The following is a 26655-nucleotide window of genomic DNA, read 5'->3' on the forward strand; positions in this document are numbered from 1 at the left end:
CGCTCACGCGGGGACCGCCTCCTCGGCAAGGCCCGTCGCGGTCAGGCGCAGCACGCGGTCGGTGCGCGCGGCCGCGGCGCGGGAATGCGTAACGAGAATCCCGATCGCGCCGGCGCTGCGGATGCTGCCGAGCAGCAGTTCGAGGACGTCGACGGCGCGCTCGGCGTCGAGGTTGCCGGTCGGCTCGTCGGCGAGCACCAGCGCCGGCCGATGCACCAGCGCGCGAGCGATCGCGACGCGCTGCATCTCGCCGCCGGACAGATGCCGCGGCCAGTCGCCGGCGCGCTCGGCGAGCCCGACCTGCGCGAGCATCGCTGTCGCCCGCTCGCGCGCCTCCGCGCCGGCGCAGTCGAGCAGCCACAGCGGCAACGCGACGTTCTGCGCGAGCGTCAGATGCGGCAGCAGGTGAAAAGCCTGGAACACGAAACCGTAGCTGCGCCGCCGCAGCCGCGCGAAAGCGTCGTCGTCGAGCGCGACGAGCTCGGTGCCGTCAAGCCGGATGCTACCCGCATCGACAGCTTCGAGCCCGGCGATGCAGTTCAGGAGCGTCGACTTGCCGACACCGGATTCCCCCATGATCGCGACGCACTCGCCGGGCGCGAGCCGCAGCGACACGTGCGAGAAAAGCGCCCGCCCGGATTGCCCGTCGAAGCGTTTCGCCAGGCCGTCGAGTTCCAGCATCGGTTCAGCGTCCCCTCGTTGACGAAGAATGCCGCACACCCCGCTCCCGCTTCGGCTCCCGCCTCCGTCGCGGGACACGCCGCTCGCATGCAGCCTCGAACAATAATCCGAACGGCGGTGCTTGTCGCCCTGCTGTCCCGCTCGATGCGGCAGGCAACGCGGGGGCCAATCGAACAAATAGGCGCCGAACAAATGGGCGCCGAACACCGGAAGGCGCTGCGCCGATCGCGTATACTCCCGGCGCCCCGCCATGCCCGTCGATCACTACGAGAACTTTCCTGTCGCGTCGCTGCTGCTTCCGGCCCGTTTGCGCGAGCCGGTGGAAGCCATTTACGCGTTCGCGCGCAGCGCCGACGACATCGCCGACGAAGGCGACGCGCCGGCCGTCGCGCGCCTGGCGCGGTTGAACGACTACCGCCTCGAACTCGACGCGATCGGGCGCGGCGCACCGCCTCGCGATGCCGGGCTCGCGCCGATGTTCGACCGCCTCGCCCGCAACATCCGCACCCACGCGCTGCCGCTGCCGCTGTTCCGCGACCTCCTCGACGCGTTCAGCCAGGACGTCGGCAAGACGCGCTACGCCGACTTCGCCGAGTTGACCGATTATTGCCGCCGCTCGGCGAACCCGGTGGGGCGCCTGCTGCTGCATCTGTACGGCGCGGCAACGCCGGACAACCTGCGGCTGTCGGACAGGATCTGCACCAGCCTGCAGCTGATCAACTTCTGGCAGGACGTCGCGGTCGACCGGGCGAAGCGCCGCATCTACGTGCCGCAGGACGACCTCGCGCGCTTCGGCGTCGGCGAAGCGGACATCGACGCCGGCCGCTGCGACGAGCGCTGGCGCGCGCTGATGACGTTCGAGGTGCAGCGGGCGCGCGCGACGATGCTCGAAGGCGCGCCGCTCGCACGCCGCCTGCCGGGCCGCATCGGCTGGGAGCTGCGCCTGATGGTCGCCGGCGGCCTGCGCATCCTCGAACTGATCGAAGCTGCGGACTACGACGTGTTCCGCCGCCGCCCGATGCTCGGCCGCACCGACTGGCCGCGGCTCGCGTGGCGCGCCCTGCGATATGAAGGAATCGGATGAGCCCTCATGAGTACTGCCAGGACAAGGCTGCAAAAAGCGGCTCGAGCTTCTATTACAGCTTCCTGTTCCTGCCGCCGGAGCGGCGGCAGGCGATCATCGCGCTGTATGCGTTCTGCCGCGAGGTCGACGACATCGTCGATGAATGCAACGACGTGCAGGTCGCGCAGAACAAGCTGGACTGGTGGCGCCAGGAAATCGCGCGGGTGTATGCCGGCGCCCCGAGCCATCCGGTCGGCCTCGCGCTGAAGGACGTGCTTGCCCGCTTCAACCTGCCGCGCGAGCAGATGTTCGAAGTCATCGACGGCATGGAGATGGACCTGCGGCAGACGCGCTACCTCGACTTCAAGGGGCTGCAGCTGTACTGCTACCGCGCCGCGAGCGTCGTCGGCCTGCTCGCGGCCGAGATCTTCGGCTACCGCGACCGCCAGACGCTGAAGTACGCGCACGACCTGGGCATCGCGCTGCAGCTCACGAACATCATCCGCGATGTCGGCGAGGACGCGCGGCGCGGGCGGATCTATCTGCCGATCGAGGACCTGCAGCGCTTTGAGGTGCCGGCGAGCCAGATCCTCGAAGGACACGGCGGCGACAACTTTCGCGCGCTGATGCAGTTCCAGGCCGACCGGGCGCGGACGTTCTACGACCAGGCGTTTCAGCACCTGCCCGCGGTCGATCGCAAGGCTCAGCGCCCGGGCATCGTGATGGCGGCGATCTATCGCACGCTGCTCGACGAGATCGCGCGCGACGGCTTCCAGGTGCTCGACCGGCGCACGTCGCTGACACCGGTGAGAAAACTGTGGATTGCCGGGTCGACGTGGGTGCGGGCGTGACGCGCGGCGCGGGCGAACCGGCGACGGCGGTGGCGTGACGCAGCAGCCCGTCGCGATCATCGGCGCCGGCTACGCGGGGCTCGCATGTGCGGTCGAGCTCGCGCGGCGGCACGTGCCGGTGACGGTGTTCGAGCGCTCGCACACGCTGGGCGGGCGCGCGCGGGTCGTCGCGAAGGACGGCTGGCGCGTCGATAACGGCCAGCACATCCTGATCGGCGCCTACACCGAACTCACCCGCCTGCTGCGCCTCACGGGCGGCTCGCCGAAACTGCTCGAACACCTGCCGCTGACGCTGCACACTCCCGGCCACATGCACCTGCAGGCGGCCCGGCTGCCGGCGCCGCTGCATCTGGCGATCGGGCTGCTCCGCGCGACCGGCCTGGGCTGGGCGGACCGGCTCGCGATGCTGCGGCTGATGCGCTTCCTCAAAAAACAGCGTTTCCGCGTCGAAGCGCAGCTGACTGTCGCAGAGCTGCTGCGCGACACGCGCCAGTCCGAGCGGCTGTCGCGCCTGGTGTGGGAGCCGCTGTGCGTCGCGGCACTGAACACGCCGGTCGCCGAAGCGTCGGCGCAGGTCTTCGCGAGCGTCCTGCGCGACAGCCTCGCGGCGGGCGCTTCGGCGAGCGAGCTGCTGATCCCGCGCGTCGACCTGTCCGAACTCTTCCCGGTGCCGGCGGCGCGCTATCTGGCCGTGCGGCGCGGCAAGCTGCGCACCGGCACCGCGGTCGAGGCGATCCGCCCCGTCGCCGGCGGATTCCGTCTCGAAGGCGATCCGGCCGACCAGCGCTACGCGCACGTCGTCGTCGCCGCCGCGCCGCATCACGCCGGCGCGTTGCTCGCCCCGCTCGACGGCTGCGCCCGGCTCGCGGCGAAGATCGACGCGCTGTCGAGCGAACCGATTACGACCGTGTACCTCGCGCTCGGCGCGCCGCTGCGGCTCGCGCACGCGATGATCGGCCTCGTCGACGGCCCCGCGCAGTGGGCGTTCGACCGCGGCCGGCTCGGCGGCCCGGCGGGCCTCATTGCCTGTGTGATCAGCACGCACGGCACACACGAGGCGCTGTCGCGCGAAGCGCTCACACTCGCGGTGCACGCGCAGCTCGAACGCCAGCTCGGACGCCGCCTGCCCGCGGCGGAATGGTCGCAGGTCATCACCGAGAAGCGCGCGACTTTCGCGTGCCGCCCGGGCCTCGCCCGCCCCGGCCCGCAGACGCCGCTCCCCGGGCTGTGGCTTGCCGGCGACTATCTCGACCCGGACTATCCGGCTACGCTCGAATCCGCGGTGCGCTCGGGCGTCGCGACCGCGGCGCGCGTGCTGCAGGCGCTCGAGCCGACAGCCCCCGAGGCGAACCGCTAGCTTGCCGTACCGAGCTCAATCGCGGGCTCGCTCAGCGCGCCGTTGTGCATCCGCAATATCCGCCCGCAACGGCGCGCCAGCGATTCGTCATGGGTCACGAGGATCAGCGTCGTGCCCGCTTCGCGGTTCAGCGAAAAGATCAGCTCGATGATCGCCTCGCCGGTCGCCGCATCGAGGTTGCCGGTCGGCTCGTCGGCGAGCAGCAGCCGAGGGCTCGGCGCGAACGCGCGGGCGAGCGCGACGCGCTGCTGTTCGCCGCCGGAAAGATGCTTCGGGTAATGGCGCACGCGCGCGGCGAGGCCGACCCGCCCGAGCCACTGGCGCGCGATGGCGTCGGCATCATCGGCGCCGGCGAGCTCGAGCGGCAGCATGACGTTTTCGAGGGCGGTCAGCGCCGGCAGCAGCTGGAACGACTGGAACACGAAGCCGACCGATTCGCCGCGCAACGCCGCGCGCGCATCCTCGTCGAGCGAGAAAATGTCGGTGCCCTGGAGACGCACGGTGCCGGCGCTGGGAACATCGAGCCCGGCGAGCAATCCGAGCAGCGTGGATTTGCCGGAGCCGGACGCGCCGACGATCGCGACCGACTCGCCGGCGCCCACGCTGAACGAAACATCCTGCAGAATGCGCAGGACCCCCGCGCCATCCCCGAGCGGGACGCTTTTGGACAGGCCGGCGACCTCGATCACCGGAACGGAGAACTCCATGCTGCTGCGATCCATCGTGATCTTCTTCTTCGCAATAATGGTTTCAGGCGCCGGGCAGGCGGCGACGATACTGGTGTGGGGCGACAGCCTCTCGGCCGGCTACGGCCTGCGTGCGAAGCAGGACTGGCCCACCCTGCTCCAGACGCGCCTCGAACGCGAAGGGTTCCGCCACACAGTGATCAACGGCAGCGTCAGCGGCGAGACGTCCTCGGGCGGGCGCTCGCGCCTGCCGGCGGCGCTCGACCGCCACGAACCGGACCTGCTGATCCTCGAACTCGGCGCCAACGACGGCCTGCGCGGCCTGCCGCCGCGGCTGCTCGCGGAGAACCTCGCCGCGATGATCGAGGCCGCGCGCAGCCGTGGCACCCGCGTGCTGCTGATCGGCATGCAGATGCCGCCGAATTACGGCCCCCCTTACAGGCAGCGCTTCGAGCAGACTTTCGCCGACGTCGCACGCGAGCACAAGGTGCCGCTGGTGCCGTTCCTGCTCGACGGCTTCGCCGAGCGTCACGAGATGTTCCAGTCCGACGGCATCCACCCGACGGCCGAAGCGCAGGAACTCATCGTCGACACCGTCTGGAAGCAGCTCGCGCCGATGCTGAAGGGATAGCCGGGGCGCGCGCAGCCTGCGTCGCCGTCGTCAAACGATCCGCAGCAGCGGTTCGCCCACCTCCATCCGGCCGATGACGCGGCCGTCGCTGCCCTGCTCCGCGCGGATCGCCGCGAGCACTTCGTCCACGGCGTCGGGCGCGCACGCGATCAGCAGCCCGCCGCTCGTCTGCGGATCGGTGACGAGCTTGCGCTGCCACTCCGGCGCTTCGGGCGCGAAGCGGATCGATTCGCCGTAGCTCGCCCAGTTGCGCGTCGAGGCGCCCGTCGCGATGCCGTCGCGCACGAGGCGCAGCGCCGCGTCGATCGTCGGCACTTCGCCGAACGACACGCTCGCCGTGAGGTTCGAGCCGCGGCAGATTTCGAGCAGGTGCCCGGCCAGGCCGAAACCGGTGACATCGGTCACCGCATGCACGCCCGCCATGCCGGCCAGGTGCATCCCGACCCGGTTCAGGAGCGTCGTCCAGTGCAGCATTGCGGCATAGTCGGCCTTTTCGAGCAGGCCTTTCTTGAGCCCGGCCGACAGGATGCCGATGCCGAGCGGCTTGGTCAGGATCAGCACGTCGCCGGCCTTCGCGCCGGCGTTGGTCTTGACCTGGGCGGGGTCGACGACGCCCAGGCCGACGAGCCCGTAGATCGGTTCGAGGACGTCGATCGAATGCCCGCCGGCGATCGGGATGCCGGCGTCGCGGCACACCGACGCGCCGCCTTCGAGGATGCGGCCGATGACTTCGGGCGGCAGCTTGTCGATCGGCATGCCGACGATCGCGAGCGCCATGATCGGGCGCCCGCCCATCGCGTAGACGTCGGACAGCGCGTTGGTCGCGGCGATGCGGCCGAAATCATACGGGTCGTCGACGATCGGCGTGAAGAAGTCGGTCGTCGCGACGATCGCCTGGCGGTCGTTGAGGCGATACACCGCGGCGTCGTCGGCGGTCTCGGTGCCGACCAGCAGATCCGGCGGGACCAGGCCCGCCGGGGCGTGCGCGAGCAGCTTCGACAGCACGGCGGGAGCGATTTTGCAGCCGCATCCGCCGCCGTGGGAGAATTGCGTGAGTTTGATCTGATCCATGGATTCCAGGGGGAGAAACGGTTGCCCGGCGCAGGCCGGAGCACCGCGACAACGCATGAAAAAAGGCATCGCGACCGTAGCACAGCTGTCCGCCTTTGACGAGGTCATCGACGCCCGCAGCCCGGCCGAATTCGACGAAGACCGCATTCCCGGCGCGATCAGCTGCCCGGTGCTCGACAACGCCCAGCGTGTCGTCGTCGGCACGATCTACAAGCAACAGTCCGCGTTCGAGGCGCGGCGCATCGGCGCGGCGATGGTCGCCGAGAACATCGCGCATCACCTGAAAACCCGCTTCCACGATAAACCGAAGAACTGGCGGCCGCTGGTGTATTGCTGGCGCGGCGGCCAGCGCAGCGGCGCGTTCGTCACCTGGCTGCGGCTGATCGGCTGGGATGCGTGCCAGCTCGAAGGCGGCTACAAGACGTGGCGCCGGATGGTGGTCGCGGAACTCGAAGAACTCCCGGCGCGCTTCGACCTGCGCGTCGTGTGCGGGGCCACGGGCAGCGCCAAGACGCGCGTCCTCGACGCGCTGGCAAAGCTCGGCGCGCAGGTGCTCGATCTCGAGCATCTCGCCGCGCACAAGGGCTCCGTGCTCGGCGCGCTGCCGGACCGTCCGCAGCCGACGCAGAAATCGTTCGAAACCGAACTGTTCCGCACCCTGCACGCGCTCGACCCGGCGCGGCCGGTGTTCGTCGAGGCCGAAAGCCGCAAGATCGGCCGCATCCAGGTGCCCGAGGCGCTGATCCGGCAGATGCGCGCGAGCCCTTGCGTCGCGATCGAAGCCAGCCGCGAAGCGCGCCTCGAGTTCCTCGTGCGCGACTACGCGTACCTCGGCGACGACATCGCCGACCTGCAGAAGAAAATCGACTTCCTCAAGGGCCTGCAGAGCAACGAGACGCTGGAACGCTGGAAGACCCTTGCCGCGGCGCACGACCTGCCGACGCTTTTCGCCGAGTTCATCGAGCTGCACTACGATCCGCTCTACCACCGCTCGCAGAACAGGAATTTCACCCGCTTTCCGAGCGCGCCGATCTTCACGAGCGACGACCTGTCGCCGGCCGGGATCGAGGCGCTGGCACGGCGCATACTCGCTGCCGCCGCGGCGCAGCCCGAAGCGCTTACTCGGGTGGCCGATCCGGCAACACCGTGAGGCCCTGCCCCTTGACGGCGCACACGCGCTGCACGACCGCCGGCCGCGGCCGGGCGACTTCGCCCTGCTCGAAGGCGACGATCGTGTAATCGCCGGCGAGGCGTTCGAGCAGTTCGCCGGGGCGCAGCAGAAATTCGGGGTTGGCGGGCCTGCCGAAGCGCTCGTTGCCGAGCATGAAGGTTTCGTAAATCAGCACGCCGTCCGCGGCGAGGCAGTCGAGCAGCAGTCCGAGACGCGGCCGGTAGAGATAATTGGTCACGACGATCGCGTCGAAGCACGCCGTCCCGTAAGGCCAGTCCCCGTTTTCGAGGTCCGCCTGGGCGACGCTGACGCGCGGCTCGCCGGCGAACGTCGCCAGCGCCGCCACGTCCCGGTCCACCGCCTCGACTTCCCATCCATGGCGGGCCAGCCAGCGCGCATGCCGGCCATGGCCGCACGCGAAATCGAGCACGCGGCCGCCGACGGGGATCAGTGGCGCAAAGCGCGCGACCCACGCCGAAGGATCGGCAACGGCTGAATCAGGGAAGGTTGTCATCGGTTTCCTTTGTGTCGTTTTCCGGTGCGGGCGGCATGGATTCTAGCCGGCCCCCCGAGGCATGACGAGGCCTCTTCGGCGACGACGCCGGTAGCGCGTTCACAACCCGTTTCGGGCAGTCGACTCGGCCGCCCGTCCGGCTTATGCGTAACAATTCAGAGCAATGGCACGCCGAGTCCCCGCCCCGGCAGGTAAGATCCCCTGAAAAGCGCGGGCCACCCGTGGTTCCGACCCCGACTCACTCCGACGAAAACGCTGTGAAAACGTCTCATGAGTCTTTTCAGGCGTGGGCGCATCGACTTGCCGGTGCGGCACTCGCGGCGGCGCTGATGACTTCCTCCCCACTGCTGGCCCACCCGCCACTGTTCGCCTCCGCGTTGCCGCTGGTCGCGCCGCTCGCAGGCCTGCTCCTGGTTCTCGTCGCGCTGTTCGCCTGGCATGTTTTCCGGCGCCGGCCGGCGGCCCGCGAGGCGCCCGGCGTCGCCGGCTTCGATTCCGCCGAACTCGTCGAACTGCTCGACCTGTCGTCGGACTGGCAATGGAAGACCGATGCGCAGCACCGCTATGTTCACATCACCGCGGGCCTGCAGGAGCACTCGCGGATCGACCCGCTCGAATTCCTCGGCCGCACGCCTTGGGAACTCGACTCCGGGGAGGCCCTCGCGCACAGGGACGCATGCCAGGCGAGCCTTGCGCAGCAGGCACCGCTGAACCTGACGCTGTGCCGCCACGACAATACCGGGAGGCGCCGCTATCTCGAACTGGTCGGTCGCCCCCTCTACCGCGACGGAAACTTCGCCGGCTACCACGGCATCGGGCGGGACATCACGCAGCGGGTCGAGTCCGACCAGTCGCTGCGCGAGAACCAGGTGCGCTATCGCGAGCTGATCGAGTCGGTCAACGAGATCCTCTTCCGCACCGATGAAAAGGGCCGGCTGACGTTCCTGAACCGTGGCTGGGAAACGATCACCGGCTACACCCTGGAGGAGAGCCTCGACAGCGCGCTGATCGATCACTTCCACCCCGACGACCGCGCCGCGGCGGAGCACCAGATATCGCTGATCCACCGGCTGGAACTCCCGGCCTGGACCGCCCAATTGCGGTTGCTGACGCGAAACGGCGAGATACGCTGGGTCGAGGCGACTGCGCATCGCGTGGACCGCGGCGACGAAGACGACACGGCGCCGCGCGGCCTGGCGGGAACGCTGTTCGACATTTCGGCGCGCAAGATCGCGGAGATGACGCTGCGCAACATCAACCGGGAACTCGAAGCCCGGGTGCGCGCCCGCACTGTCGAGCTGGAAGCGGCGAACCGCGAGCTCAAGGCGTTTTCGTATTCGGTGTCGCACGACCTGCGCGCGCCGCTGCGCGCGATCGACGGGTTCGCCCGCATCCTCGAGGAAGAACTCGGCGAGCGCATCGATCCTGACGCACGGGAACACATCGTGCGCATCCGCAAGGCCGGCATGCGCATGTCGCACCTCATCGACGACCTGATCAAGCTCGCCCAACTGGCGCGCCACTCGCTGCAGAAGGAAACCTTCGATCTGTCGGAACTCGCGATCCAGGTCATCGACGAACTGCGCCGGAGCGAGCCGGAGCGATGCGTCGAAGTGGAAATAACGCGGGACCTGATCGTGACTGCCGACCGCGGACTGATGCAGCGCGCGCTCCAGAACCTGCTCGGCAACGCGTGGAAATTTTCTTCGCGCAACCCGGTCGCCCACATCTCGCTGACCGCCAGGCGGGATCTGGACCAGCGCGTGTTCTGCATCACGGACGACGGCGCCGGCTTCGACATGACGCTCGCCGGCAACCTGTTCCGCGCCTTTCATCGCCTGCACCGCAGCACCGATTTTCCGGGCTCCGGGATAGGCCTCGCGACGACCTGCCGCATCATCGAGCGCCACGGCGGGCATATCTGGGCGAAATCGAAACCTGACGAGGGCGCGAGCTTCTATTTCACGCTCGGCGGCTGAACGCCCGCGCCGTCCGATGGACCACCCGGATTGCGGAAAATCCCGATCGGAATGCCTTGCCACTTATGTCACAATGGTTCATGGTGCACTGCAGTAAGCTTGCACTCGGCTCAGATTCGACCAGACTGTAACGACTGCAATTCCGGTACTCACCGAAGCGTGGCCAACGAAGGTTTCCATGGCTTCGCGACCCATGGCCAGCGGTTACGGACCCTGTATATTCAGGCGATAAAAAATGAAAGAGAAGCACTACCTCAGTCCCCTGCTCGAACCCAAATCGGTCGGCGTGATCGGCGCGAGCCAGCGTGAAACATCGCTGGGCAACGTGGTAATCCGCAACATGCAGAACGCGGGTTTTCGCGGCCGGCTGTTCGCCGTCAACCCGAAGCACGAATCGGTGCTGGGAGTGCCGTGCTACAAGTCCGTCGAGGACGTGCCGCACCGGCTCGACCTCGTGGTCATTGCGGTGCGCGCCGACCGGGTGCTGGCGATCGTCGAGGGCTGCGGCCGCGCCGGCGTGAAGGCGGTCATCATCATGTCGACGGGATTCTCCGAGACCGGCCCGCGCGGCGCGCTGCTCGAACGCCACGTCGTCGAAGCGGCACGCCGCTACCGCATTCGCCTGCTCGGCCCGAACTGCCTCGGCATCATGCGTCCGGTGCTGGGCCTGAACGCGACTTTCGCACACGTCAGCGCGATCAAGGGCACGATCGGGCTGATCTCGCAGTCGGGGGCGCTGTGCACGTCGATTCTGGACTGGGCCGAACCGAACAACATCGGCTTCTCGGCAGTCGTCTCGCTCGGCTCGTCGAGCGACATCGACTTCGGCGAAGTGCTCGAATACATGATCTCGGACCCGCGCACCGAGAGCATCATCATGTATGTCGAAGGCATCCGCGACGCACGCCGCTTCATGAGCGCGCTGCGCGGCGCGGCGCGTGTCAAGCCGGTGCTGCTGATCAAGGTCGGGCGCCACCCGGACGTGTCACGGGCGATCCGCTCGCATTCGGGGTCGATGAGCGGCAACGACGCGGTCTTCGATGCCGCGCTGCGGCGGGCCGGCGTCATCCGCCTGTACAACATGGGGCAGCTCTTCGCCGCGGCCAACGCGCTGTTCTCGCACTTCCGCCCGCGCGGCAACCGCCTGGCGATCGTCACCAATGGTGGCGGACCGGGCGTGATGGCGGCCGACCGCGCGGCCGATCTCGGCATCCCGCTTTCCGAGTTCTCGGAGGGCACGATGGAAAAGCTCAATGCCGCGCTGCCGGCCGGATGGTCGCACGGCAACCCGGTGGACGTCCTCGGCGACGCGGACGTCGAGCGTTATCGCAAGGCCGTCCAGGCGGTGCTCGAAGGGCCGAACGTCGACGGCGTGCTGGTGATGCTGACGCCGCAGGCCAACACCGATCCGACCGCGGTCGCCGAGGCGGTTGTCGAGCTCGAGAAGACCGCTGACAAGCCGGTCGTGACGTGCTGGATGGGCGAGCAGCTGGTCGGCACCGGGCGCAAGACTTTCGAAGCCGCCGGCATCCCGACTTTCCGCACCCCGGAGCCGGCGGTCGAGCTGTTCAGCCACCTGTCGGCGTACTACCGCAACCAGAAGCTGCTGATGCAGACGCCGGCGTCGCTGTCGCACCTCAATCCGCCGAGCGTCGAGAGCGCGCGGCTGGTCATCGAGACCGCGCTGGCCGAGCGCCGCAAGGTGCTCAACTCGATGGAATCGAAGGCGTTGCTCGCCGCGTTCCGCATCCCGATCGCCCAGACCGTGGTCGCGCGTTCGGCGACCGAGGCGATGGTGCTCGCCCAGGAGATCGGCCTGCCGGTGGTGATGAAGATCGACTCGCCGTCGATCATCCACAAAGCCGATTCAGGCGGCGTGCGGCTCAATCTCGGCAGCCTCGCGGCGGTGCGCACGGCGTACCAGGAAATCCTCGAGGAAGTGCGCAAGAACAAGCCCACAGCGACGATCAACGGCGTCGCGATCGAGCCGATGATCCTCAAGCGCAACGGCCGGGAACTGGTCGTTGGCGTCAAACGCGACGCGGTGTTCGGCCCGGTGATCACTTTCGGCGAAGGCGGCGACCGCGTGGTCGCGAACCGCGACATGGAAATCGCGCTGCCGCCACTGAACCACTACCTCGTGCGCGACCTGATCAAGTCGTCACGCGTGTCGGTGCTGCTCGGCGAATTCCGCACGATGCCAGCGGTGAAGATGGAGTCGCTGGAGTTCGTGCTGCTGCGCGTCTCCGAGATGGTCTGCGAACTGCCGTGGATCACGGAGCTCGAGATCAATCCGCTGATCGTCGACGAGAACGGCGCGGTCGCCGTCGACGCGCGCGTGACGGTCGAGAACGTCTCGCCGTCGGTCGATCGCTACGCGCACATGGCGATCCATCCGTATCCGTCGCAGCTCATCACGAAGTGGACGACTCTCGACGGCGTCGAGGTCACGATCCGGCCGATCAAGCCGGAAGACGCCGAACTCGAAGTCGAGTTCGTGCGCACGCTGTCGGCCGAGACGAAGTATTACCGCTTCATGAACACGATGCGCGAGCTGCCGCCGGCGATGGTCGCGCGGCTGACGCAGATCGACTACGACCGCGAGATGGCGTTCCTCGCGACGATCCCGGAAGACGGCAAGGAAATCGAGATCGGCGTATGCCGCTACGCGGTGAATCCGGACGGTGAGTCGTGCGAATTCGCGATCGTCGTCGCCGACGCCTGGCAACGCCACGGCCTCGCGCGCAAGCTGATGGGCATCCTGATCGAAACCGCGCGCAACAAAGGCATCATGTACATGAACGGCGTCTTCCTCGCGAACAACGAGCGGATGCTGAAGTTCGTGCAGGGGCTCGGCTTCACGCTGTCGAACGATCCGGAAGACAGCACCGTCAAGATCGGCGTGCTGCCGCTGCAGGATTGAACCCCCAGAACTGACCCCCAGGACTGACCCCCAGAACTGACCCCCAAAACGCTGCTCTCCCGCGGCCGATCCCGCTTTTTCCGCTCATGACCGCATCCATCGAAACACGCACTTTCCACGATCAACCCGCGCTCGTCCTGCGCACGCCGGGCGGCGCGCAGGCGGTCGTCTCGCTGCTCGGCGCCCAGGTGCTGTCGTGGACACCGGCCGGCGGCAGCGAGTGGCTGTACCTCAGTCCGCAGGCGCGCCACGATGGCAGCACGCCGATTCGCGGCGGCATTCCGGTGTGCTTTCCGCAGTTCGCTGCGCTCGGCAGGCTGCCGAAGCACGGCCTCGTGCGCACCCGGCGGTGGACCGTCGGCGAGCAGCGCAGCGGCGACGACTTCGCGCTGGTGACGCTGACGACGAGCGAAGACGATGCGAGCTACGCAGCGTGGCCGCAGCGCTTCTCCGCCGAGATCACGGTGATCATCGAAGGCGAGCGCCTCGGCGTCGAGCTGGAAGTCGGGAACACCGGCCACGCGCCGTTTGCGTTCACCGCCGCGCTGCACACCTACCTGCGCGTCGGCGAAGTCGAGAACGCCCGTCTCGAAGGCCTGCACGGCCACGAATACCGCGACGCCGCGGACAACGACCGCATCAAGCGCGACAGCGGCGATGCGCTCGTCGTCGAAGCCGAGACCGACCGCGTCTATCACGACGTGCAGCGCCCGTTGCTGCTGCGCGACGGCGGGCGCAGCCTCGGCATCAACGTCGAAGGTTTTCCGGACGTCGTGGTGTGGAACCCGTGGGAACAGCGCTGCGCGCAAATGCCCGACCTGCCGGCCAACGGATTCCGGCACATGCTGTGCGTCGAAGCCGCAGCCGCGCGCCACAGGATCGAGCTCGACGCCGGCGAGCAGTGGTACGGGCGGCAAACCCTGATCGCGCTGTAACGGCGGCGAGCGCCGCGGCCACGGAGCGTTGGCGCAGCGCTTGCGGCGATGCGGCCGGTTGTTGCACCATCGCGTCCTTTGCCCGGCGGCCGCTTGCCGCCTTCACGGCCATCCCCTCATGCTCCCGCCCATCGAACACCGCATCGCCACCGAACTCGCCGCGCAACCCCGCCAGGTCATCGCCGCGATCGCCCTGCTCGACGAAGGCGCGACCGTGCCTTTCATCGCCCGCTACCGCAAGGAAGTCACCGGCGGGCTCGACGACACGCAGCTGCGCACCCTCGAGGAACGCCTCGGCTACCTGCGCGAACTCGAAGACCGCCGCGCCACCGTGTTGGCGTCGATCACCGAGCAGGGCAAGCTGACCGACGCGCTGCACGCGCAGATCGCGACCGCCGACACCAAGCAGCGCCTCGAGGACCTGTACCTGCCGTACAAGCAAAAGCGCCGCACGAAAGCGCAGATCGCGCGCGAAGCCGGCATCGAGCCACTCGCGCTCGCGCTGCTCGGCGACCCGACGCTGGCGCCCGAAAGCGAAGCGCAGCCTTATCTGAACGCCGATGCAGGCTTCGCCGACACGAAGAGCGTGCTCGACGGCGCGCGCCAGATCCTCATCGAGCGCTTCGCCGAAGACGCCGAGCTGCTCGGCACGCTGCGCACGTGGCTGCAGGAACACGGCCAGGTGAGCTCGGGAGTCGTCGAAGGAAAGGAGAACGACGGCGCGAAGTTCCGCGACTGGTTCGACTTCCGCGAGCCGATCGCCGCACTGCCGTCGCACCGCGCGCTGGCGCTCCTGCGCGGACGCAACGAAGGCGTGCTGCGCCTCGCGCTGACCGTTGACCAGCCGGACCCGGACGCGCCGCACCCGTGCGAAGGGCGCATCGCCGCCCGCTTCGGCATCCGCGACCAGGGGCGGCCGGCCGACAAGTGGCTGCGCGAGACGGTGCGCTGGGCGTGGAACGTGAAGATTTCGCTGCACCTCGAACTCGAGCTGATGAACGCGCTGCGCGAGCGCGCCGAGGAAGAGGCGATCCGCGTCTTCGCGCGCAACCTGAAGGATCTGCTGCTCGCGGCGCCGGCCGGCGCGCGCACGACGATGGGTCTCGATCCGGGCATCCGCACCGGCGTCAAGGTCGCCGTCATCGACGCCACCGGCAAGCTCGTCGACACCGCGACGATCTACCCGTTCGAGCCGCGCCGCGATCGCGACGGGTCGCTCGCGACACTCGCCGCGCTGGCGAAGAAGCACGCCGTCGAGCTCGTCGCGATCGGCAACGGCACGGCGTCGCGCGACACCGACAAGCTCGTCGCCGACCTGATGGAGGCGGCCCCGCAGCTGCGGCTGACGCGCGTCACGGTGTCCGAAGCCGGGGCGTCGGTGTATTCCGCGTCCGAACTCGCGGCGCGCGAGTTCCCGGATCTCGATGTGTCGCTGCGCGGCGCAGTGTCGATCGCGCGGCGCCTGCAGGATCCGCTCGCCGAGCTCGTCAAGATCGACCCGAAGTCGATCGGCGTCGGCCAGTACCAGCACGACGTCAACCAGTCGCGGCTGGCGAAGAGCCTCGACGCGGTCGTCGAAGATTGCGTCAACGCCGTCGGCGTCGATGTGAATACCGCGTCGCCGGCGCTGCTCGCGCGCATTTCGGGGCTGAATGCGACGCTGGCCGGCAACATCGTCGAACACCGCAACGCGAACGGCCCGTTCCGCAGCCGCAATGCGCTCAAAGGCGTGCCGCGCCTCGGGCCGAAGACATTCGAGCTGGCGGCCGGCTTCCTGCGCATCCCGAGCGGCGACAACCCCCTCGATGCGTCCGCGGTGCACCCCGAGGCGTACCCGGTCGTCGAGCGCATTCTCGCGCGCGTCGCGAAGAGCGTGCGCGAGCTGATGGGCAACCCGGCGTTCGTCAAGACGCTGCGTCCGGCCGAATTCACCGACGAGCGCTTCGGCGTGCCGACAGTCCTGGACATTCTCGCGGAGCTGGAAAAACCCGGCCGCGACCCGCGCCCCGAATTCCGCACCGCGACTTTCCGCGAAGGGGTCGAGACGCTGAAGGATCTCGCCCCGGGGATGATGCTCGAAGGCACGGTGACGAATGTCACGAACTTCGGCGCGTTCGTCGACGTCGGCGTGCACCAGGACGGGCTCGTGCATATCTCGGCGCTCGCCGACCGCTTCGTCAAGGATCCGCACAGCGTCGTCAAGGCCGGACAGGTCGTGAAAGTCAAAGTGCTGGAGGTCGACCTGGCGCGCAAGCGCATCGCGCTGACGATGCGCATGAGCGACGAGCCGCCGGCCATCGCCGGCGCCGCCGCGAGCGACACCGGGACGCGCGGCAGGCACGGCGGCGGAGCGCGGCCGGAGCGGAACACGGGACGCAGCGCCGGTCGCAGCGAAGGACGCAACGACGGACGCGGCACTGCCGGCGGCGCGATGGCCGACGCGCTCGCTCGCGCGCTGCGCAAGTAGAATGAGCATGCGCAACAACAGGAATTCGTGCATGACTCCCAATCCGAGCTACGTCCGTGGTTTCCTGCTCGACGACCTCGACATCCGTGGCGCGGTGGTGCGTCTCGACGACGTCTGGAAAGCGCTGCAGGAAGGGCGCGACTACCCTGCCGAAGTGGCGCGCCTGCTCGGCGAAATGAGCGCCGTGTCCGCGCTGATCACCGCAAACCTGAAGCAGGCCGGCCGACTGACGTTCCAGATCCAAGGCGAGCGGGCGCTCAGGCTGCTGGTCGTCGACTGCACCGAGACGCTTAACCTGCGCGCGTTCGCCGCAACCGACGGCGACATCCCTGCGGACGGCGGCCTGAAGGATCTGATCGGCGACGGCATCCTGCAGCTGACGCTCGACATCCCCGCGCTCGACCAGCCTTACCGCAGCCTCGTGCCGCTCGAAGGCGACAGCATCGCGGCGACGTTCGAACACTACCTGATGCAGTCCGAGCAGCAGCCCGCCGGCATCTGGCTCGCATGCAACGAGGATGCCGCCGCCGCGTTGTTCCTGCAGAAGCTGCCCGGCGCCGACACGCGCGACGAGGACGGCTGGACACGCGCCCACCTGCTGGCCCAGACCGTGCAGCCCGGCGAGCTGCTGACGCTCGCGCCGGAAACCCTGCTCGGGCGGCTGTTCGCCGAAGAGAACGTCCGCCTGTTCGACGCCCGCCCGGTGACGCACGACTGGCCTGCCGACCGCGACAAGGTCATCGGCATGCTGCGCAGCCTCGGCGAAGCGGAAGTCAGGCGGATCATTGAGGAGCATGGCGAGCTGGTCGTGCGCGACGACCTGTCGAACCACGACTACCGCTTCGAGCCCGCCGAGATCGACGCCCTTTTCGCCTCGCATCCCGAACCGGGCACGCCGCCGACCCTGCACTGACGAAGTGTTCTCCAAGGGGCCGCGGCAGCCCTGCGCGACCTGTGCGAAGGTGTTGCAGAGGGCGCGGCCGGCATATCCCGCCAGCCTTGCCCGAATCCCTGCCGCTCAGTAGACTCCCAGCCTTTCAGCCACCCATCTCGCCCATGCCCGCGTCCTCTCCTGCCATCCGCCCGATCGAGTTCCGCAACGCCAGCCTCGGCGCGACCATCGCGGTGCTGCGCGAGGCCGAACCGGCCCGCCTCGCGGATGCGCTGCACATGATGCTCGGCGGGATGCCGGATTTCTTCAGCGGCGATGCCGTCGTGCTCGATTTTGCCGATCTCGCCGACCTGCCCGCGCGCATCGACTGGACCGGGCTGATGAGCCTGCTGCGCCGTTACCAGCTGCAGCCGATCGGCGTGCGCAATCTCCCGCCGGAGCTTGCCGCGGCAGCGCGTCAGACAGGACTGGCAATCCTCGACGGCGCCGAGCTGCGCGACCGCCAGAACGGGACGGCCGACGCTCCGCGCTCCGCCGCCGCGGCCCCGGCCCCGGCAGCGCACCCTGCCCCCCCGCCTCCCGCCCCGGAGCCCCGGGCGGCGACCCTGTTCGTCGACCGTCCGCTGCGCTCGGGCCAACAGGTCTATGCTCGCGACGGCGACCTGGTGCTGTTCGCCGGGATGAGCAACGGCGCCGAAGTCATCGCCGACGGCAGTATCCACTGCTACGGCCCGCTGCGCGGACGCGCGATCGCCGGGGCGCAGGGCGACGCTTCGGCTCGCATCGTATCGACCAACTTCGGCCCGGAGATCGTCTCGATCGCCGGCATTTTCCGCACTTTCGAACAAGGTATTCCGGAAGCGGTCGCCGGGCGTGCAGCGCTCGTCCGGCTGCTCGCGAGCGAATCCGACTACAAGCTTGGCATCGAACCGCTGCAGCTCGATTGAGCGCGGCTCCATCTTAAGAAAAGGGTATACCGTGACTCGAGTCGTCGTCGTGACATCAGGCAAAGGTGGCGTGGGCAAGACCACCACCAGCGCGGCATTTTCTTCCGGGCTCGCACTGCGCGGCTTCAAGACCGCGGTGATCGACTTCGACGTCGGCCTGCGCAACCTCGACCTGATCATGGGGTGCGAGCGCCGCGTCGTGTATGACCTAATCAATGTCATCAACGGCGAAGCGAAGCTCAACCAGGCGCTGATCAAGGACAAGCACTGCGACAACCTGTTCGTGCTACCGGCTTCGCAGACGCGCGACAAGGACGCGCTGACCGAGGAAGGCGTCGAGAAAGTGCTGAAGGAACTCGAGCACATGGGCTTCGACTACGTCGTCTGCGATTCGCCCGCCGGCATCGAGCGCGGCGCCGTGCTGGCCTTGACGTTCGCCGACGAGGCGATCATCACGACGAACCCGGAAGTCTCGTCAGTGCGCGACTCGGACCGCATCCTCGGCATCCTGCAGTCGAAGTCGCGCCGTGCCGCCGAGAGCGACGAGCCGATCAAGGAACACCTGCTCGTCACGCGCTATTCGCCCAAGCGCGTCGACGACGGCGAAATGCTGTCGTACAAGGACGTCCAGGAGCTGCTGCGCGTGCCGCTGATCGGCGTCATCCCCGAATCGGAATCGGTGCTGCAGGCGTCCAACCAGGGCCTACCGGCGATCCACCTGAAAGGCAGCGACGTTGCCGAAGCCTATTCCGACGTCGTCGCCCGCTTCCTCGGCGACGAACGCGAGCTGCGCTTCGTCAACTACGAAAAGCCGGGGCTGATCAAGCGCCTCTTCGGAGGCAAGTGAAATGACATTCCTTGCGCGCCTCTTCGGCGAGAAGAAGAAGACCGCGGAGATCGCGAAGAACCGCCTGTCGCTGCTGATCGCCCACGAGCGCGGCGACGGTGTGCCGAAAGTGGACTTCCTGCCGGCCCTGCAGCGGGAGCTGATCGAGGTCATCTCGAAGTACGTCCCGGTCAATTCGGACGACATCAAGGTGCATCTCGACAAGCAGAACAACTACGAAGTCCTGGAAGTCAATATCGTCCTTCCCGAGCAGAATCAGGGACGCTGATTCTCACCCTCACGCCCGGGCCGGCGGCGAAGGGTCAGGCCGCGAGCAGCGACTCGACCTGCCCCCGGAACGCGTACGTTGCCCCAGTGCCGCCCGGCGACCCTGAGCGACATCGCGATGTCGCACACAATGTCGCCGGCATCGTCCCCTGAAGCACGTTCGACACGCTGCGTGCCCGGCGCCAATTTGCCCGCGCTACGTCCGCGTGCCACAATCACTGCTTTTATGCCCCTTGCCGATTCATGAGCGACCAGAACAACACTCCCGCCGCCTCGCAGGACGAGAATCACATCATTTCCGAGCGGCGTGAAAAGCTGGCCGCGTGGCGTGCCGGCGGCCGAGCTTTCCCGAACGATTTCTCGCGCGAGAACATCGCCGGCAAACTCGATGAGATCTACGGAGAAAAGGAGTCGCAGGAGCTCGACGCGACGCCGGTCGAAGTGAAAGTGGCCGGGCGCATCATGCTCAAACGCGTGATGGGCAAGGCGAGCTTCATGACGATCCAGGATCTCTCCGGACAGATCCAGCTGTACGTCACGCGCGACGCGGTCGGCGAGGACGTCTACGCCGACTTCAAGCACTGGGACATCGGCGACATCGTCGGCGCCGTCGGCACGCTGTTCAAGACGCGCACCGGCGAGCTGTCGGTGAAATGCACTGACATCCGCCTGCTGACGAAAAGCCTGCGCCCGCTCCCCGACAAGTTCCACGGCCTGACCGACGTCGAGCAGAAATACCGCCAGCGCCACCTCGACCTGATCATGAACGAGCAGACGCGCTTCACGTTCGTCGCGCGCAGCCGCATGGTGCAGTCGATCCGCAACTACATGGTCAGCCACGGCTTCCTCGAAGTCGAGACGCCGATGATGCACCCGATCCCGGGGGGGGCCGCGGCGAAGCCCTTCACGACGCACCACAACGCGCTCGACATGGAGCTGTTCCTGCGCATCGCGCCGGAGCTGTATCTCAAGCGCCTCGTCGTCGGCGGCTTCGAGAAAGTCTTCGAGGTGAACCGCAACTTCCGCAACGAAGGCCTCTCCCCGCGCCACAATCCCGAATTCACGATGATGGAGTTCTACGAGGCCTACGCGAACTACAAGAGCCTGATGAACTTCACCGAAGGGCTGCTGCGCCAGGCCGCTCGCGAAGCGCTCGGCACCGAAGTGTTCGTCTACCAGGGTCGCGAGCTCGACCTGTCGAAGCCGTTCGCGCGGCTGACGATCGTCGAGGCGATCCACCAGTTCCACCCAGGCTTTTCGATCGCGCAGTTGAACGACGAAGCCTGGCTGCGCGCGAAGCTGACCGACCTCAAGGCGAAGCTGCGCGACGACGCGGGCCTCGGCACGCTGCAGCTGATGCTGTTCGAGGAGACCACCGAAGCCGAGCTGTGGGAGCCGACGTTCATCATCGACTACCCCGCCGAAGTGTCGCCGCTCGCGCGCCGCAACGACGCGAACCCGGAGATCACCGAACGTTTCGAACTCTTCATCGTCGGGCGCGAGATCGCCAACGGCTTCTCCGAGCTGAACGACCCGGAAGACCAGGCCGCGCGCTTCCTCGAGCAGGTCAAGGCGAAGGAAGCCGGCGACGAGGAGGCGATGTTCTACGACGCCGACTACATCCGCGCGCTCGAATATGGCCTGCCCCCGACCGGCGGCTGCGGCATCGGCATCGACCGCCTCGTGATGCTGCTGACCGACAGCCCGAGCATCCGCGACGTGATCCTGTTCCCGCAGATGCGGACGGAGTGATCCCGGCCGCTCCGCCCCATCGTCACCCGGGCGCCGCAAGGCGCCTTGTCGTTTCCGAGGCTGTACCCATGCCGATCGACCCCGCCCGCCTGGCTTTCACCGACGACGGCACGCCCTGCTCGGCGGCCTTCGGCGACGTTTATCATGCGCGTGGCGGCGGGCTCGAACAGGCGCGCTTCGTCTTCATCGCCGGCAATGGCCTGCCGGCGCGCTGGCAGGGCCGCGAGCATTTCGCGATCCTTGAAACCGGCTTCGGTTTCGGGCTGAACTTTCTGGCCACCTGGGACGCGTGGCGAGCCGATCCAAAGCGTTGCGAGCGCCTGCATTTCGTCTCGGTCGAACGCCATCCGTTCACGCGGGAAGACCTCGCGACCTTGCACGCGCGCTGGCCGGAGCTCGCGCCGCTGGCTGCCGAACTGGCGGACCACTGGCCGACGCTGACGCCCGGCATGCACCGCCTGCATCTGAATCGCGGCCGCGTCGTGCTGACGCTGCTGTTCGGCGACGCACGCGAACTGCTGCCCCGGCTCGAATGCGGTGCCGACGCGTTCTTTCTCGACGGTTTCTCGCCGGCCTGCAACCCGGAACTGTGGTCCGCCGCGCTGCTCGCAGAACTCGGCCGGCTGGCGGCATCCGGTGCAACGCTCGCGACCTGGTCGGTGTCGGGCGACGTGCGCCGGGCACTGGCCGCGGCCGGCTTCGACTGCGAAAAAGCGCCCGGCTTCGACGGCAAGCGCCAGATGTGCCGGGGGCGTCACCGCGACGTCGGCACAGGGCCGGCGCCAGCGGCCGCGGCTGCGAGGCATGCGCTGGTGATCGGGGCCGGGCTCGCCGGCAGCAGCACCGCCGAACGGCTCGCGGCACGTGGCTGGCATGTCGACGTCATCGACGCGGCAGACGGGCCCGGCGAAGGCGCGTCCGGCAACCTGACCGGTGTGCTGCGCCCGCTGCCGAGCCTCGACGACAACCGGCTGGCGCGCATCACACGCGCCGGCGCACTGTACGGCCTGCATCACCTGCGCCAGCTGACCGAAGCCGGCCTGCCGGTGCGCTGGGACGCGTGCGGAGTGCTGCATCTCGCGCGCGACCCGGTCCATGAAGACAAGCAGCGCCGCGTCGTCGAAGCCCATCGTCCGCCGTCCGACTACCTGCGTTTCGTCGAGCGCGACGAAGCCTCGACGCTCGCCGGCTGGCCGCTGCCGGTGGGCGGCTGGTGGTTTCCGCAGGGAGCGTGGGTCTCTCCGCCGAGCCTTTGCGCAGCGAACCTGATGACGCATCCCGACCTCATCCGCTGTCACTTCGGACGTGCGATGCAGCGGCTCGAAGCGAGCGCCGATGGCTGGACCGCGTTCGACGCCGACGGCAAGGCGATCGCCAGCGCCCCGGTCGCCGTGCTTGCGAACGGCGTCGGCATCCGCGCCGTACCGCAGGCGGCGGCGCTTCCGGTGCGCAGCGCGCGCGGCCAGGTGACGCATTTTCCCGCCGCGGCCGGCAGCCCGCCGAACGTCGTGGTATGCCGGCTCGGTTACGTCGCCCCGGCGCTCGACGGCGTACGCAGCGCAGGAGCGACGTTCTCGGTCGACGACGACGAGCCGGCGCTGCGCGACGCGGACCAGCGCGAAAACCTCGCGAAACTCGAATTCATCCTTCCCGGCTACGCTGCGGCGGTCGACACCGCGGCTCTCGCGGGGCGCGTCGGTTTCCGTCCCGCGTCCCCCGACCGCCTGCCAATGGTGGGGGAAGTTCCCGCCGTCCTGCGCGCCGACCGGGCCACGCCGCTGGCGCAGATTCCCCGCCACCCCGGGCTGTATGCGGTCGCCGGCTTCGGCGCGCGCGGCCTGGTGTGGGCGAGCCTTGCCGCCGAGTTGCTCGCCAGCCACATCGCAGGCGAACCGCTGCCGCTCGAGCGCGAGCTCGTCGACGCCCTCGACCCCGCCCGTTATCTGCTGCGGCCGGCGCGCGGCATGACCCGGGAGGGGTAATTTGCATTTATCATGGGGCACCTTTTGCCGGCTCATGTACACGCTTTACGGTATTTGCACCCCCTCCCCCCTTGCGTAAGATCGCACGGCTTGAAGCTATTAAAAAAACAGCAGGCCGATTTCCCGAGCTGCCGGTACAGGCGGCATCGCACACCGGAATCATGATGTCCGGATGAAGGTCGGGCGATGGGATTATCGAGCCGCATGATGACCGGCCTGCGGGTCGGACCGATTCGGGTGGAGGAGACAACCGGATCCCGGATGCCCACACTGCGGGTTTCCCTGAAATCGGCATTTATTTCGTTTGACCGCACCGGAAGCATGAAGCGCGAACGCGCCCGTGCGGCCGAGCGCGGTCGATGCGACGAGAGTGTGCGAGATGAGCGGCGAAAGACGAGTCGACCTCTCCTGTAACCGACGCCGCACAACCGTTCGAAAAGTGGGTACTTGATGACCGGGAATAATCGGGCGGCACGGATCGCTCCCGCAAATGTAGACGCCGCCCTCGTCGACAGCACCGACCAGATGCTCGGCCTGCTGAGCTGCGACGGTACGGTGCTGCGGGCAAACCGGAGCCTCGTTGCGTTCTTCGACGTCCCGGCGGACGAAATCCTCGGAAAGCCGCTATGGTCGGCTCCGGGATGGGAGAAATGGGGGATCGGCGCGCTGAACATCAAGCGCGCGGTCAGGGAAGCCGCGGCGGGCAAGGCGAGTCATGTGCTCGGGATCCTTGCCGACGAGTCGAACAGGGGGCACAGCGCCGAGTTCGATCTCGAACGGGTTGCCGAACATTTCGGCCTCGAGCCGTCGATCGCGTTGATGGGCCAGTTCGACGCTATCGGAAAACAGCTTTCGAGCGCTCGGGCGCTGCGCCTTTCCCAGCTTTACGGTGCGATCTCCGACACCAACAAGGCGGTGATGCGCAGTTCGGGGCCGGAGGAGGTGTATCGCGCAGTGTGCGACGCCTGCGTCCGCCACTGCGGTTTCAAGCTCGCGTGGATCGGGCTTCACGATCCGCTGAGCGGTTACATCATCCCGGTCGAGGCCGCAGGCCCGGCCGCCTCCTACGTGGATGGCATCAGGACAGCGGTGAGTCCCGGCAACATGGAGCGTTACGCCCCTGCCGACCCGGCAGACCGCGACCTGGTGGCGTCGATCGTGCCGGACATCGCGGCGGATCCCAACCTCGCTGCGTGGCATGCCGCCGCAGCCGCTCACGGTCTGGCATGCCTCGTTTCCCTGCCACTGCAGCGCAACGGCGCGCTGTTCGGCACGCTCAACGTCTACGGCGGCAAGGCGCATCGTTTCGACGACGAATCAGTCGCGCTGCTCGAAGAGATGGCGGACAACGTTTCCTTTGCGCTCGACCATTTCGACCGCGAGGCGCTGCGCTGCCAGACCGAAGCGGCGTTGCGGGCAAGCGAGGCCCGCCTGCAGGAAGCGCAGGCGGTCGGCCGGATCGGCGACTGGGAACTGGACCGCGAAAGCGGCGCGATGACGTGGTCGCCTGAACTCTTCCATCTCTTCGGACGCTCGCTGGAAATGGGCGCGCCAGACCTCGACGAAGCCCTCGCCTACTATGAGCCGGACACGCGTGAACACACCCGCACCTGCTTCCGCGATGCGATGAACATCGGCGAGCGCTGCGAACTCGAACAGACGATCATCCTTCCGTCCGGCGCGGTGCACCACCATGCGACCCAGATCGTCCCGCTGAAGGACGCCGACGGGCGCGTGTACAAGCTGTTCGGCACCGTCCAGGACATCACCGAGCGCAAGCTCGCCGAACAGCAGCTTCGCCGCAAGACGCTCGAAATCGAGGACCTCTACCAGAACGCGCCGTGCGGCTACCAGTCGATCGACGCCGACGGCGTCATCATCCGCATCAACGACACTGCGCTGGACTGGCTCGGCTACACGCGCGAGGAGGTCGTCGACAGGATGAGGATGATCGACATCCTGAGTCCCGACAGCCAGCCGATCTTTCTGGACCAGTTCCGGCGCCTGAAGGAAAGCGGCCGCTTGCAGAGCCTGGAACTCGAGCTGATCCGCAGCAACGGATCGAGGCTGCCGGTGCAGGTCGACTCGACGGCGATCCTCGATGCTGCCGGCCATTTCGTCGCGACTCGCACGATGTTGTCGGACAACTCGGCGCGCAAGCAGCTCGAGATCGAGCGCGTCGCACATGAAGCGCGCCTCGCCGAACTGTCGCGGCACATGGTCGACGTGCAGGAAAACGAACGACGCAAACTCGCCGGGGAACTCCATGACCGTGCGAGCCCGAACCTCGCTGCGCTGCAGCTGACGCTGTCGAACCTCGCGTGCGCGCTGCCGGCGTCGGTACTGGCCGAGTTCGAACCGATGCTCGGTGACGCCCAGGCCCTCCTGCTCGACACCGCCACCGGCATTCGGGAGATCTGCACGAACCTTCGCCCGGCGACGCTGGATTACGCCGGCCTGATCCCGGCGCTGCAGGATTACGCGCAACAATTCACGCGCAGGACCGGCACCGCGGTACGCCTCGATCTGGCACCTCTGAAAACCCAGCTTCTGCCGAACGTTCAGTCACTGCTGTTCCGCATCGCCCAAGAAGCGCTGACGAACTGCGCCAAGCATGCCGATGCGGGAACGATTCACCTCCAGCTGGCGGAGACCGACGACGCCCTCATCCTGAAGATTTCCGACGACGGAGTCGGCTTCGACTCCTGCCTGCTGGGCGAAAGCGGTTCCAAGCCCGGCCTCGGACTGATCACGATGAAGGAACGGGCGGAGTTCGCGGGCGGCCGCTTCACCATCACATCAAACCCTGAATCCGGAACGGAAATCACCGTGACCTTCGACCTTCATGCCCTGAACACCCTATGGAAAACACGCCAGCATCCTTCGCGACGCGCCAGCGACCGCCTGTTCCAGGCAGAACCGGGGACCTTATGACGATCCGCATCGTACTGGCCGACGACCACCAGATGTTTCGTCACGCGCTGCGCGCCATGCTCGAGAAGGAGCCGGGAATCCGCATTGTCGGCGAAGCGAGCAACGGCGACGAACTGATCGACCTCATCAGCCACCAGCCGGTCGATATCGCGTGTGTCGATATCGGCATGCCGGGGATGAACGGCATCGAGGCGACGCGCCGCCTGCTCGCGATCCGCCCGCACGTGCGCGTGATCGGGCTCTCGGCATTCTCCGACCGCCAGTTCGTGCTCGACCTGCTCAACGCCGGCGCGACCGGCTACGTAACCAAGGCCGAGGCCGGCGAAGAGTTGTTGCGCGCGATCCACACCGTGCAGCAATCCAAGACCTACCTCTGCCCCGACGTCGCCGCGACGGTCACCAACGCCCTGCTCGACAACGCGCCCAAGGACATCTCGGCGCCGCGCATCACTGCGCGCGAGCGCCAGGTGCTGCAGCTGATCGCCGAGGGCTACACCTCCACCCGCATCGCCGACCGCTTGCACCTGGCGCCGTCGACCGTCGAGGTGCACCGCCGCAACATCATGCGCAAGCTCGATCTGCACAGCGTCGCCGAACTGACGAAATACGCGATTCGCAGCGGGATAACGACCGTTTCGGGCTGACTGGAGGTTGTTTTGCGCAGATTACCGGCTTTCGGGGACGCCAAACACGCCGATCTCCGTA

21 protein-coding genes are annotated in these 26655 nt (G+C 67.7%); 17 read left to right on the forward strand and 4 right to left on the reverse strand.

Annotated elements, in window-relative coordinates; translation table 11 throughout:
• Positions 1-3 precede the first annotated feature (3 nt).
• A complete protein-coding gene (locus tag EBN1_RS19250) occupies positions 4-681 on the reverse strand; it encodes an ABC transporter ATP-binding protein (RefSeq protein WP_041646604.1) in 678 nt (225 codons plus the stop codon).
• Positions 682-931: 250 nt separating this feature from the next.
• Between EBN1_RS19250 and hpnC the strand changes: the two genes are divergently transcribed.
• The 3 genes from hpnC to hpnE are packed head-to-tail and all read left to right on the forward strand — an operon-like array spanning position 932 to position 3952.
• Positions 932-1765 (forward strand): squalene synthase HpnC, encoded by an 834-nt coding sequence (hpnC, locus tag EBN1_RS19255; RefSeq protein ID WP_011239661.1) that lies wholly within the window; start codon positions 932-934, stop codon positions 1763-1765.
• Positions 1762-2595 (forward strand): presqualene diphosphate synthase HpnD, encoded by an 834-nt coding sequence (hpnD, locus tag EBN1_RS19260; RefSeq protein WP_011239662.1) that lies wholly within the window; start codon positions 1762-1764, stop codon positions 2593-2595. Before hpnC ends, hpnD begins: the two co-directional genes overlap by 4 nt.
• Before the next feature lie 34 nt (positions 2596-2629).
• Positions 2630-3952, forward strand: coding sequence for a hydroxysqualene dehydroxylase HpnE (hpnE, locus tag EBN1_RS19265; RefSeq protein WP_041646605.1), 1323 nt, complete (start codon positions 2630-2632; stop codon positions 3950-3952).
• On the opposite strand, the gene EBN1_RS19270 is transcribed toward hpnE, so the two are convergent.
• Positions 3949-4674, reverse strand: coding sequence for an ABC transporter ATP-binding protein (locus EBN1_RS19270; protein ID WP_041646606.1), 726 nt, complete (start codon positions 4672-4674; stop codon positions 3949-3951). The two genes, hpnE and EBN1_RS19270, sit on opposite strands and share 4 nt — an antisense overlap.
• On the opposite strand from EBN1_RS19270, the gene EBN1_RS19275 reads away from it, so the two are divergent.
• Positions 4658-5269 carry an arylesterase gene (locus EBN1_RS19275; protein WP_011239665.1) on the forward strand — a complete coding sequence of 204 codons (612 nt, stop codon included), beginning with the start codon at positions 4658-4660 and terminating at the stop codon, positions 5267-5269. The two genes, EBN1_RS19270 and EBN1_RS19275, sit on opposite strands and share 17 nt — an antisense overlap.
• A 30-nt stretch (positions 5270-5299) precedes the next feature.
• Here EBN1_RS19275 and selD read toward each other — a convergent pair whose 3' ends face one another.
• Positions 5300-6340, reverse strand: coding sequence for a selenide, water dikinase SelD (gene selD / locus EBN1_RS19280; protein ID WP_011239666.1), 1041 nt, complete (start codon positions 6338-6340; stop codon positions 5300-5302).
• A 55-nt stretch (positions 6341-6395) separates the two neighbouring features.
• Here selD and mnmH point away from each other — a divergent pair, with 55 nt between their 5' ends.
• Positions 6396-7490 (forward strand): tRNA 2-selenouridine(34) synthase MnmH, encoded by a 1095-nt coding sequence (gene mnmH / locus EBN1_RS19285; protein ID WP_011239667.1) that lies wholly within the window; start codon positions 6396-6398, stop codon positions 7488-7490.
• On the opposite strand, the gene EBN1_RS19290 is transcribed toward mnmH, so the two are convergent.
• Positions 7459-8025 carry a class I SAM-dependent methyltransferase gene (locus EBN1_RS19290; protein ID WP_011239668.1) on the reverse strand — a complete coding sequence of 189 codons (567 nt, stop codon included), beginning with the start codon at positions 8023-8025 and terminating at the stop codon, positions 7459-7461. The two genes, mnmH and EBN1_RS19290, sit on opposite strands and share 32 nt — an antisense overlap.
• A 329-nt stretch (positions 8026-8354) precedes the next feature.
• Here EBN1_RS19290 and EBN1_RS19295 point away from each other — a divergent pair, with 329 nt between their 5' ends.
• The 12 genes from EBN1_RS19295 to EBN1_RS19350 all read left to right on the forward strand — a co-directional run bounded on the left by EBN1_RS19295 (position 8355) and on the right by EBN1_RS19350 (position 26594).
• The gene (locus EBN1_RS19295; protein WP_162014371.1) at positions 8355-10004 is read left to right on the forward strand and encodes a sensor histidine kinase; all 1650 of its coding nucleotides are present in this window, start codon (positions 8355-8357) and stop codon (positions 10002-10004) included.
• 235 nt (positions 10005-10239) lie between these two features.
• Complete coding sequence (locus EBN1_RS19300) at positions 10240-12927, forward strand: bifunctional acetate--CoA ligase family protein/GNAT family N-acetyltransferase (RefSeq protein WP_011239670.1); 2688 nt, start codon at positions 10240-10242, stop codon at positions 12925-12927.
• 86 nt (positions 12928-13013) lie between these two features.
• Complete coding sequence (locus tag EBN1_RS19305) at positions 13014-13862, forward strand: D-hexose-6-phosphate mutarotase (RefSeq protein ID WP_011239671.1); 849 nt, start codon at positions 13014-13016, stop codon at positions 13860-13862.
• 118 nt (positions 13863-13980) lie between these two features.
• Positions 13981-16329 (forward strand): Tex family protein, encoded by a 2349-nt coding sequence (locus EBN1_RS19310; RefSeq protein ID WP_011239672.1) that lies wholly within the window; start codon positions 13981-13983, stop codon positions 16327-16329.
• Positions 16330-16360: 31 nt separating this feature from the next.
• Entirely contained in the window at positions 16361-17242 is an 882-nt protein-coding gene (hslO, locus tag EBN1_RS19315) for an Hsp33 family molecular chaperone HslO (RefSeq protein ID WP_011239673.1), read from the forward strand.
• Positions 17243-17385: 143 nt separating this feature from the next.
• Positions 17386-18168, forward strand: a complete 783-nt coding sequence (gene minC, locus EBN1_RS19320; protein ID WP_011239674.1) for a septum site-determining protein MinC — start codon at positions 17386-17388, stop codon at positions 18166-18168.
• A gap of 31 nt (positions 18169-18199) precedes the next feature.
• Positions 18200-19015 (forward strand): septum site-determining protein MinD, encoded by an 816-nt coding sequence (gene minD, locus EBN1_RS19325; protein WP_011239675.1) that lies wholly within the window; start codon positions 18200-18202, stop codon positions 19013-19015.
• Position 19016: 1 nt separating this feature from the next.
• Entirely contained in the window at positions 19017-19283 is a 267-nt protein-coding gene (gene minE / locus EBN1_RS19330; protein WP_011239676.1) for a cell division topological specificity factor MinE, read from the forward strand.
• 242 nt (positions 19284-19525) lie between these two features.
• A complete protein-coding gene (gene lysS, locus EBN1_RS19335) occupies positions 19526-21034 on the forward strand; it encodes a lysine--tRNA ligase (protein ID WP_011239678.1) in 1509 nt (502 codons plus the stop codon).
• A gap of 68 nt (positions 21035-21102) precedes the next feature.
• A complete protein-coding gene (gene mnmC, locus EBN1_RS19340) occupies positions 21103-23016 on the forward strand; it encodes a bifunctional tRNA (5-methylaminomethyl-2-thiouridine)(34)-methyltransferase MnmC2/FAD-dependent 5-carboxymethylaminomethyl-2-thiouridine(34) oxidoreductase MnmC1 (RefSeq protein WP_011239679.1) in 1914 nt (637 codons plus the stop codon).
• A 450-nt stretch (positions 23017-23466) separates the two neighbouring features.
• Entirely contained in the window at positions 23467-25950 is a 2484-nt protein-coding gene (locus EBN1_RS19345) for a PAS domain-containing protein (RefSeq protein WP_011239681.1), read from the forward strand.
• Positions 25947-26594, forward strand: a complete 648-nt coding sequence (locus EBN1_RS19350) for a response regulator (protein WP_011239682.1) — start codon at positions 25947-25949, stop codon at positions 26592-26594. The genes EBN1_RS19345 and EBN1_RS19350 overlap by 4 nt, the downstream gene beginning before the upstream one ends.
• The last annotated feature ends 61 nt before the right edge of the window (positions 26595-26655 follow it).

Source organism: Aromatoleum aromaticum EbN1, assembly GCF_000025965.1.
GTDB lineage: Bacteria > Pseudomonadota > Gammaproteobacteria > Burkholderiales > Rhodocyclaceae > Aromatoleum > Aromatoleum aromaticum.

What these genes read in the sequence shown, in the direction of transcription:
- EBN1_RS19250 (WP_041646604.1), bottom strand. Translation starts at nt 681, where the DNA reads ATGCTGGAACTCGACGGCCTGGCGAAACGCTTCGACGGGCAATCCGGG.
- hpnC (WP_011239661.1), top strand. Translation starts at nt 932, where the DNA reads ATGCCCGTCGATCACTACGAGAACTTTCCTGTCGCGTCGCTGCTGCTT.
- hpnD (WP_011239662.1), top strand. Translation starts at nt 1,762, where the DNA reads ATGAGCCCTCATGAGTACTGCCAGGACAAGGCTGCAAAAAGCGGCTCG.
- EBN1_RS19275 (WP_011239665.1), top strand. Translation starts at nt 4,658, where the DNA reads ATGCTGCTGCGATCCATCGTGATCTTCTTCTTCGCAATAATGGTTTCA.
- EBN1_RS19270 (WP_041646606.1), bottom strand. Translation starts at nt 4,674, where the DNA reads ATGGATCGCAGCAGCATGGAGTTCTCCGTTCCGGTGATCGAGGTCGCC.
- selD (WP_011239666.1), bottom strand. Translation starts at nt 6,340, where the DNA reads ATGGATCAGATCAAACTCACGCAATTCTCCCACGGCGGCGGATGCGGC.
- mnmH (WP_011239667.1), top strand. Translation starts at nt 6,396, where the DNA reads ATGAAAAAAGGCATCGCGACCGTAGCACAGCTGTCCGCCTTTGACGAG.
- EBN1_RS19290 (WP_011239668.1), bottom strand. Translation starts at nt 8,025, where the DNA reads ATGACAACCTTCCCTGATTCAGCCGTTGCCGATCCTTCGGCGTGGGTC.
- EBN1_RS19295 (WP_162014371.1), top strand. Translation starts at nt 8,355, where the DNA reads ATGACTTCCTCCCCACTGCTGGCCCACCCGCCACTGTTCGCCTCCGCG.
- EBN1_RS19300 (WP_011239670.1), top strand. Translation starts at nt 10,240, where the DNA reads ATGAAAGAGAAGCACTACCTCAGTCCCCTGCTCGAACCCAAATCGGTC.
- EBN1_RS19305 (WP_011239671.1), top strand. Translation starts at nt 13,014, where the DNA reads ATGACCGCATCCATCGAAACACGCACTTTCCACGATCAACCCGCGCTC.
- EBN1_RS19310 (WP_011239672.1), top strand. Translation starts at nt 13,981, where the DNA reads ATGCTCCCGCCCATCGAACACCGCATCGCCACCGAACTCGCCGCGCAA.
- hslO (WP_011239673.1), top strand. Translation starts at nt 16,361, where the DNA reads ATGACTCCCAATCCGAGCTACGTCCGTGGTTTCCTGCTCGACGACCTC.
- minC (WP_011239674.1), top strand. Translation starts at nt 17,386, where the DNA reads ATGCCCGCGTCCTCTCCTGCCATCCGCCCGATCGAGTTCCGCAACGCC.
- minE (WP_011239676.1), top strand. Translation starts at nt 19,017, where the DNA reads ATGACATTCCTTGCGCGCCTCTTCGGCGAGAAGAAGAAGACCGCGGAG.
- lysS (WP_011239678.1), top strand. Translation starts at nt 19,526, where the DNA reads ATGAGCGACCAGAACAACACTCCCGCCGCCTCGCAGGACGAGAATCAC.
- mnmC (WP_011239679.1), top strand. Translation starts at nt 21,103, where the DNA reads ATGCCGATCGACCCCGCCCGCCTGGCTTTCACCGACGACGGCACGCCC.
- EBN1_RS19345 (WP_011239681.1), top strand. Translation starts at nt 23,467, where the DNA reads ATGACCGGGAATAATCGGGCGGCACGGATCGCTCCCGCAAATGTAGAC.
- EBN1_RS19350 (WP_011239682.1), top strand. Translation starts at nt 25,947, where the DNA reads ATGACGATCCGCATCGTACTGGCCGACGACCACCAGATGTTTCGTCAC.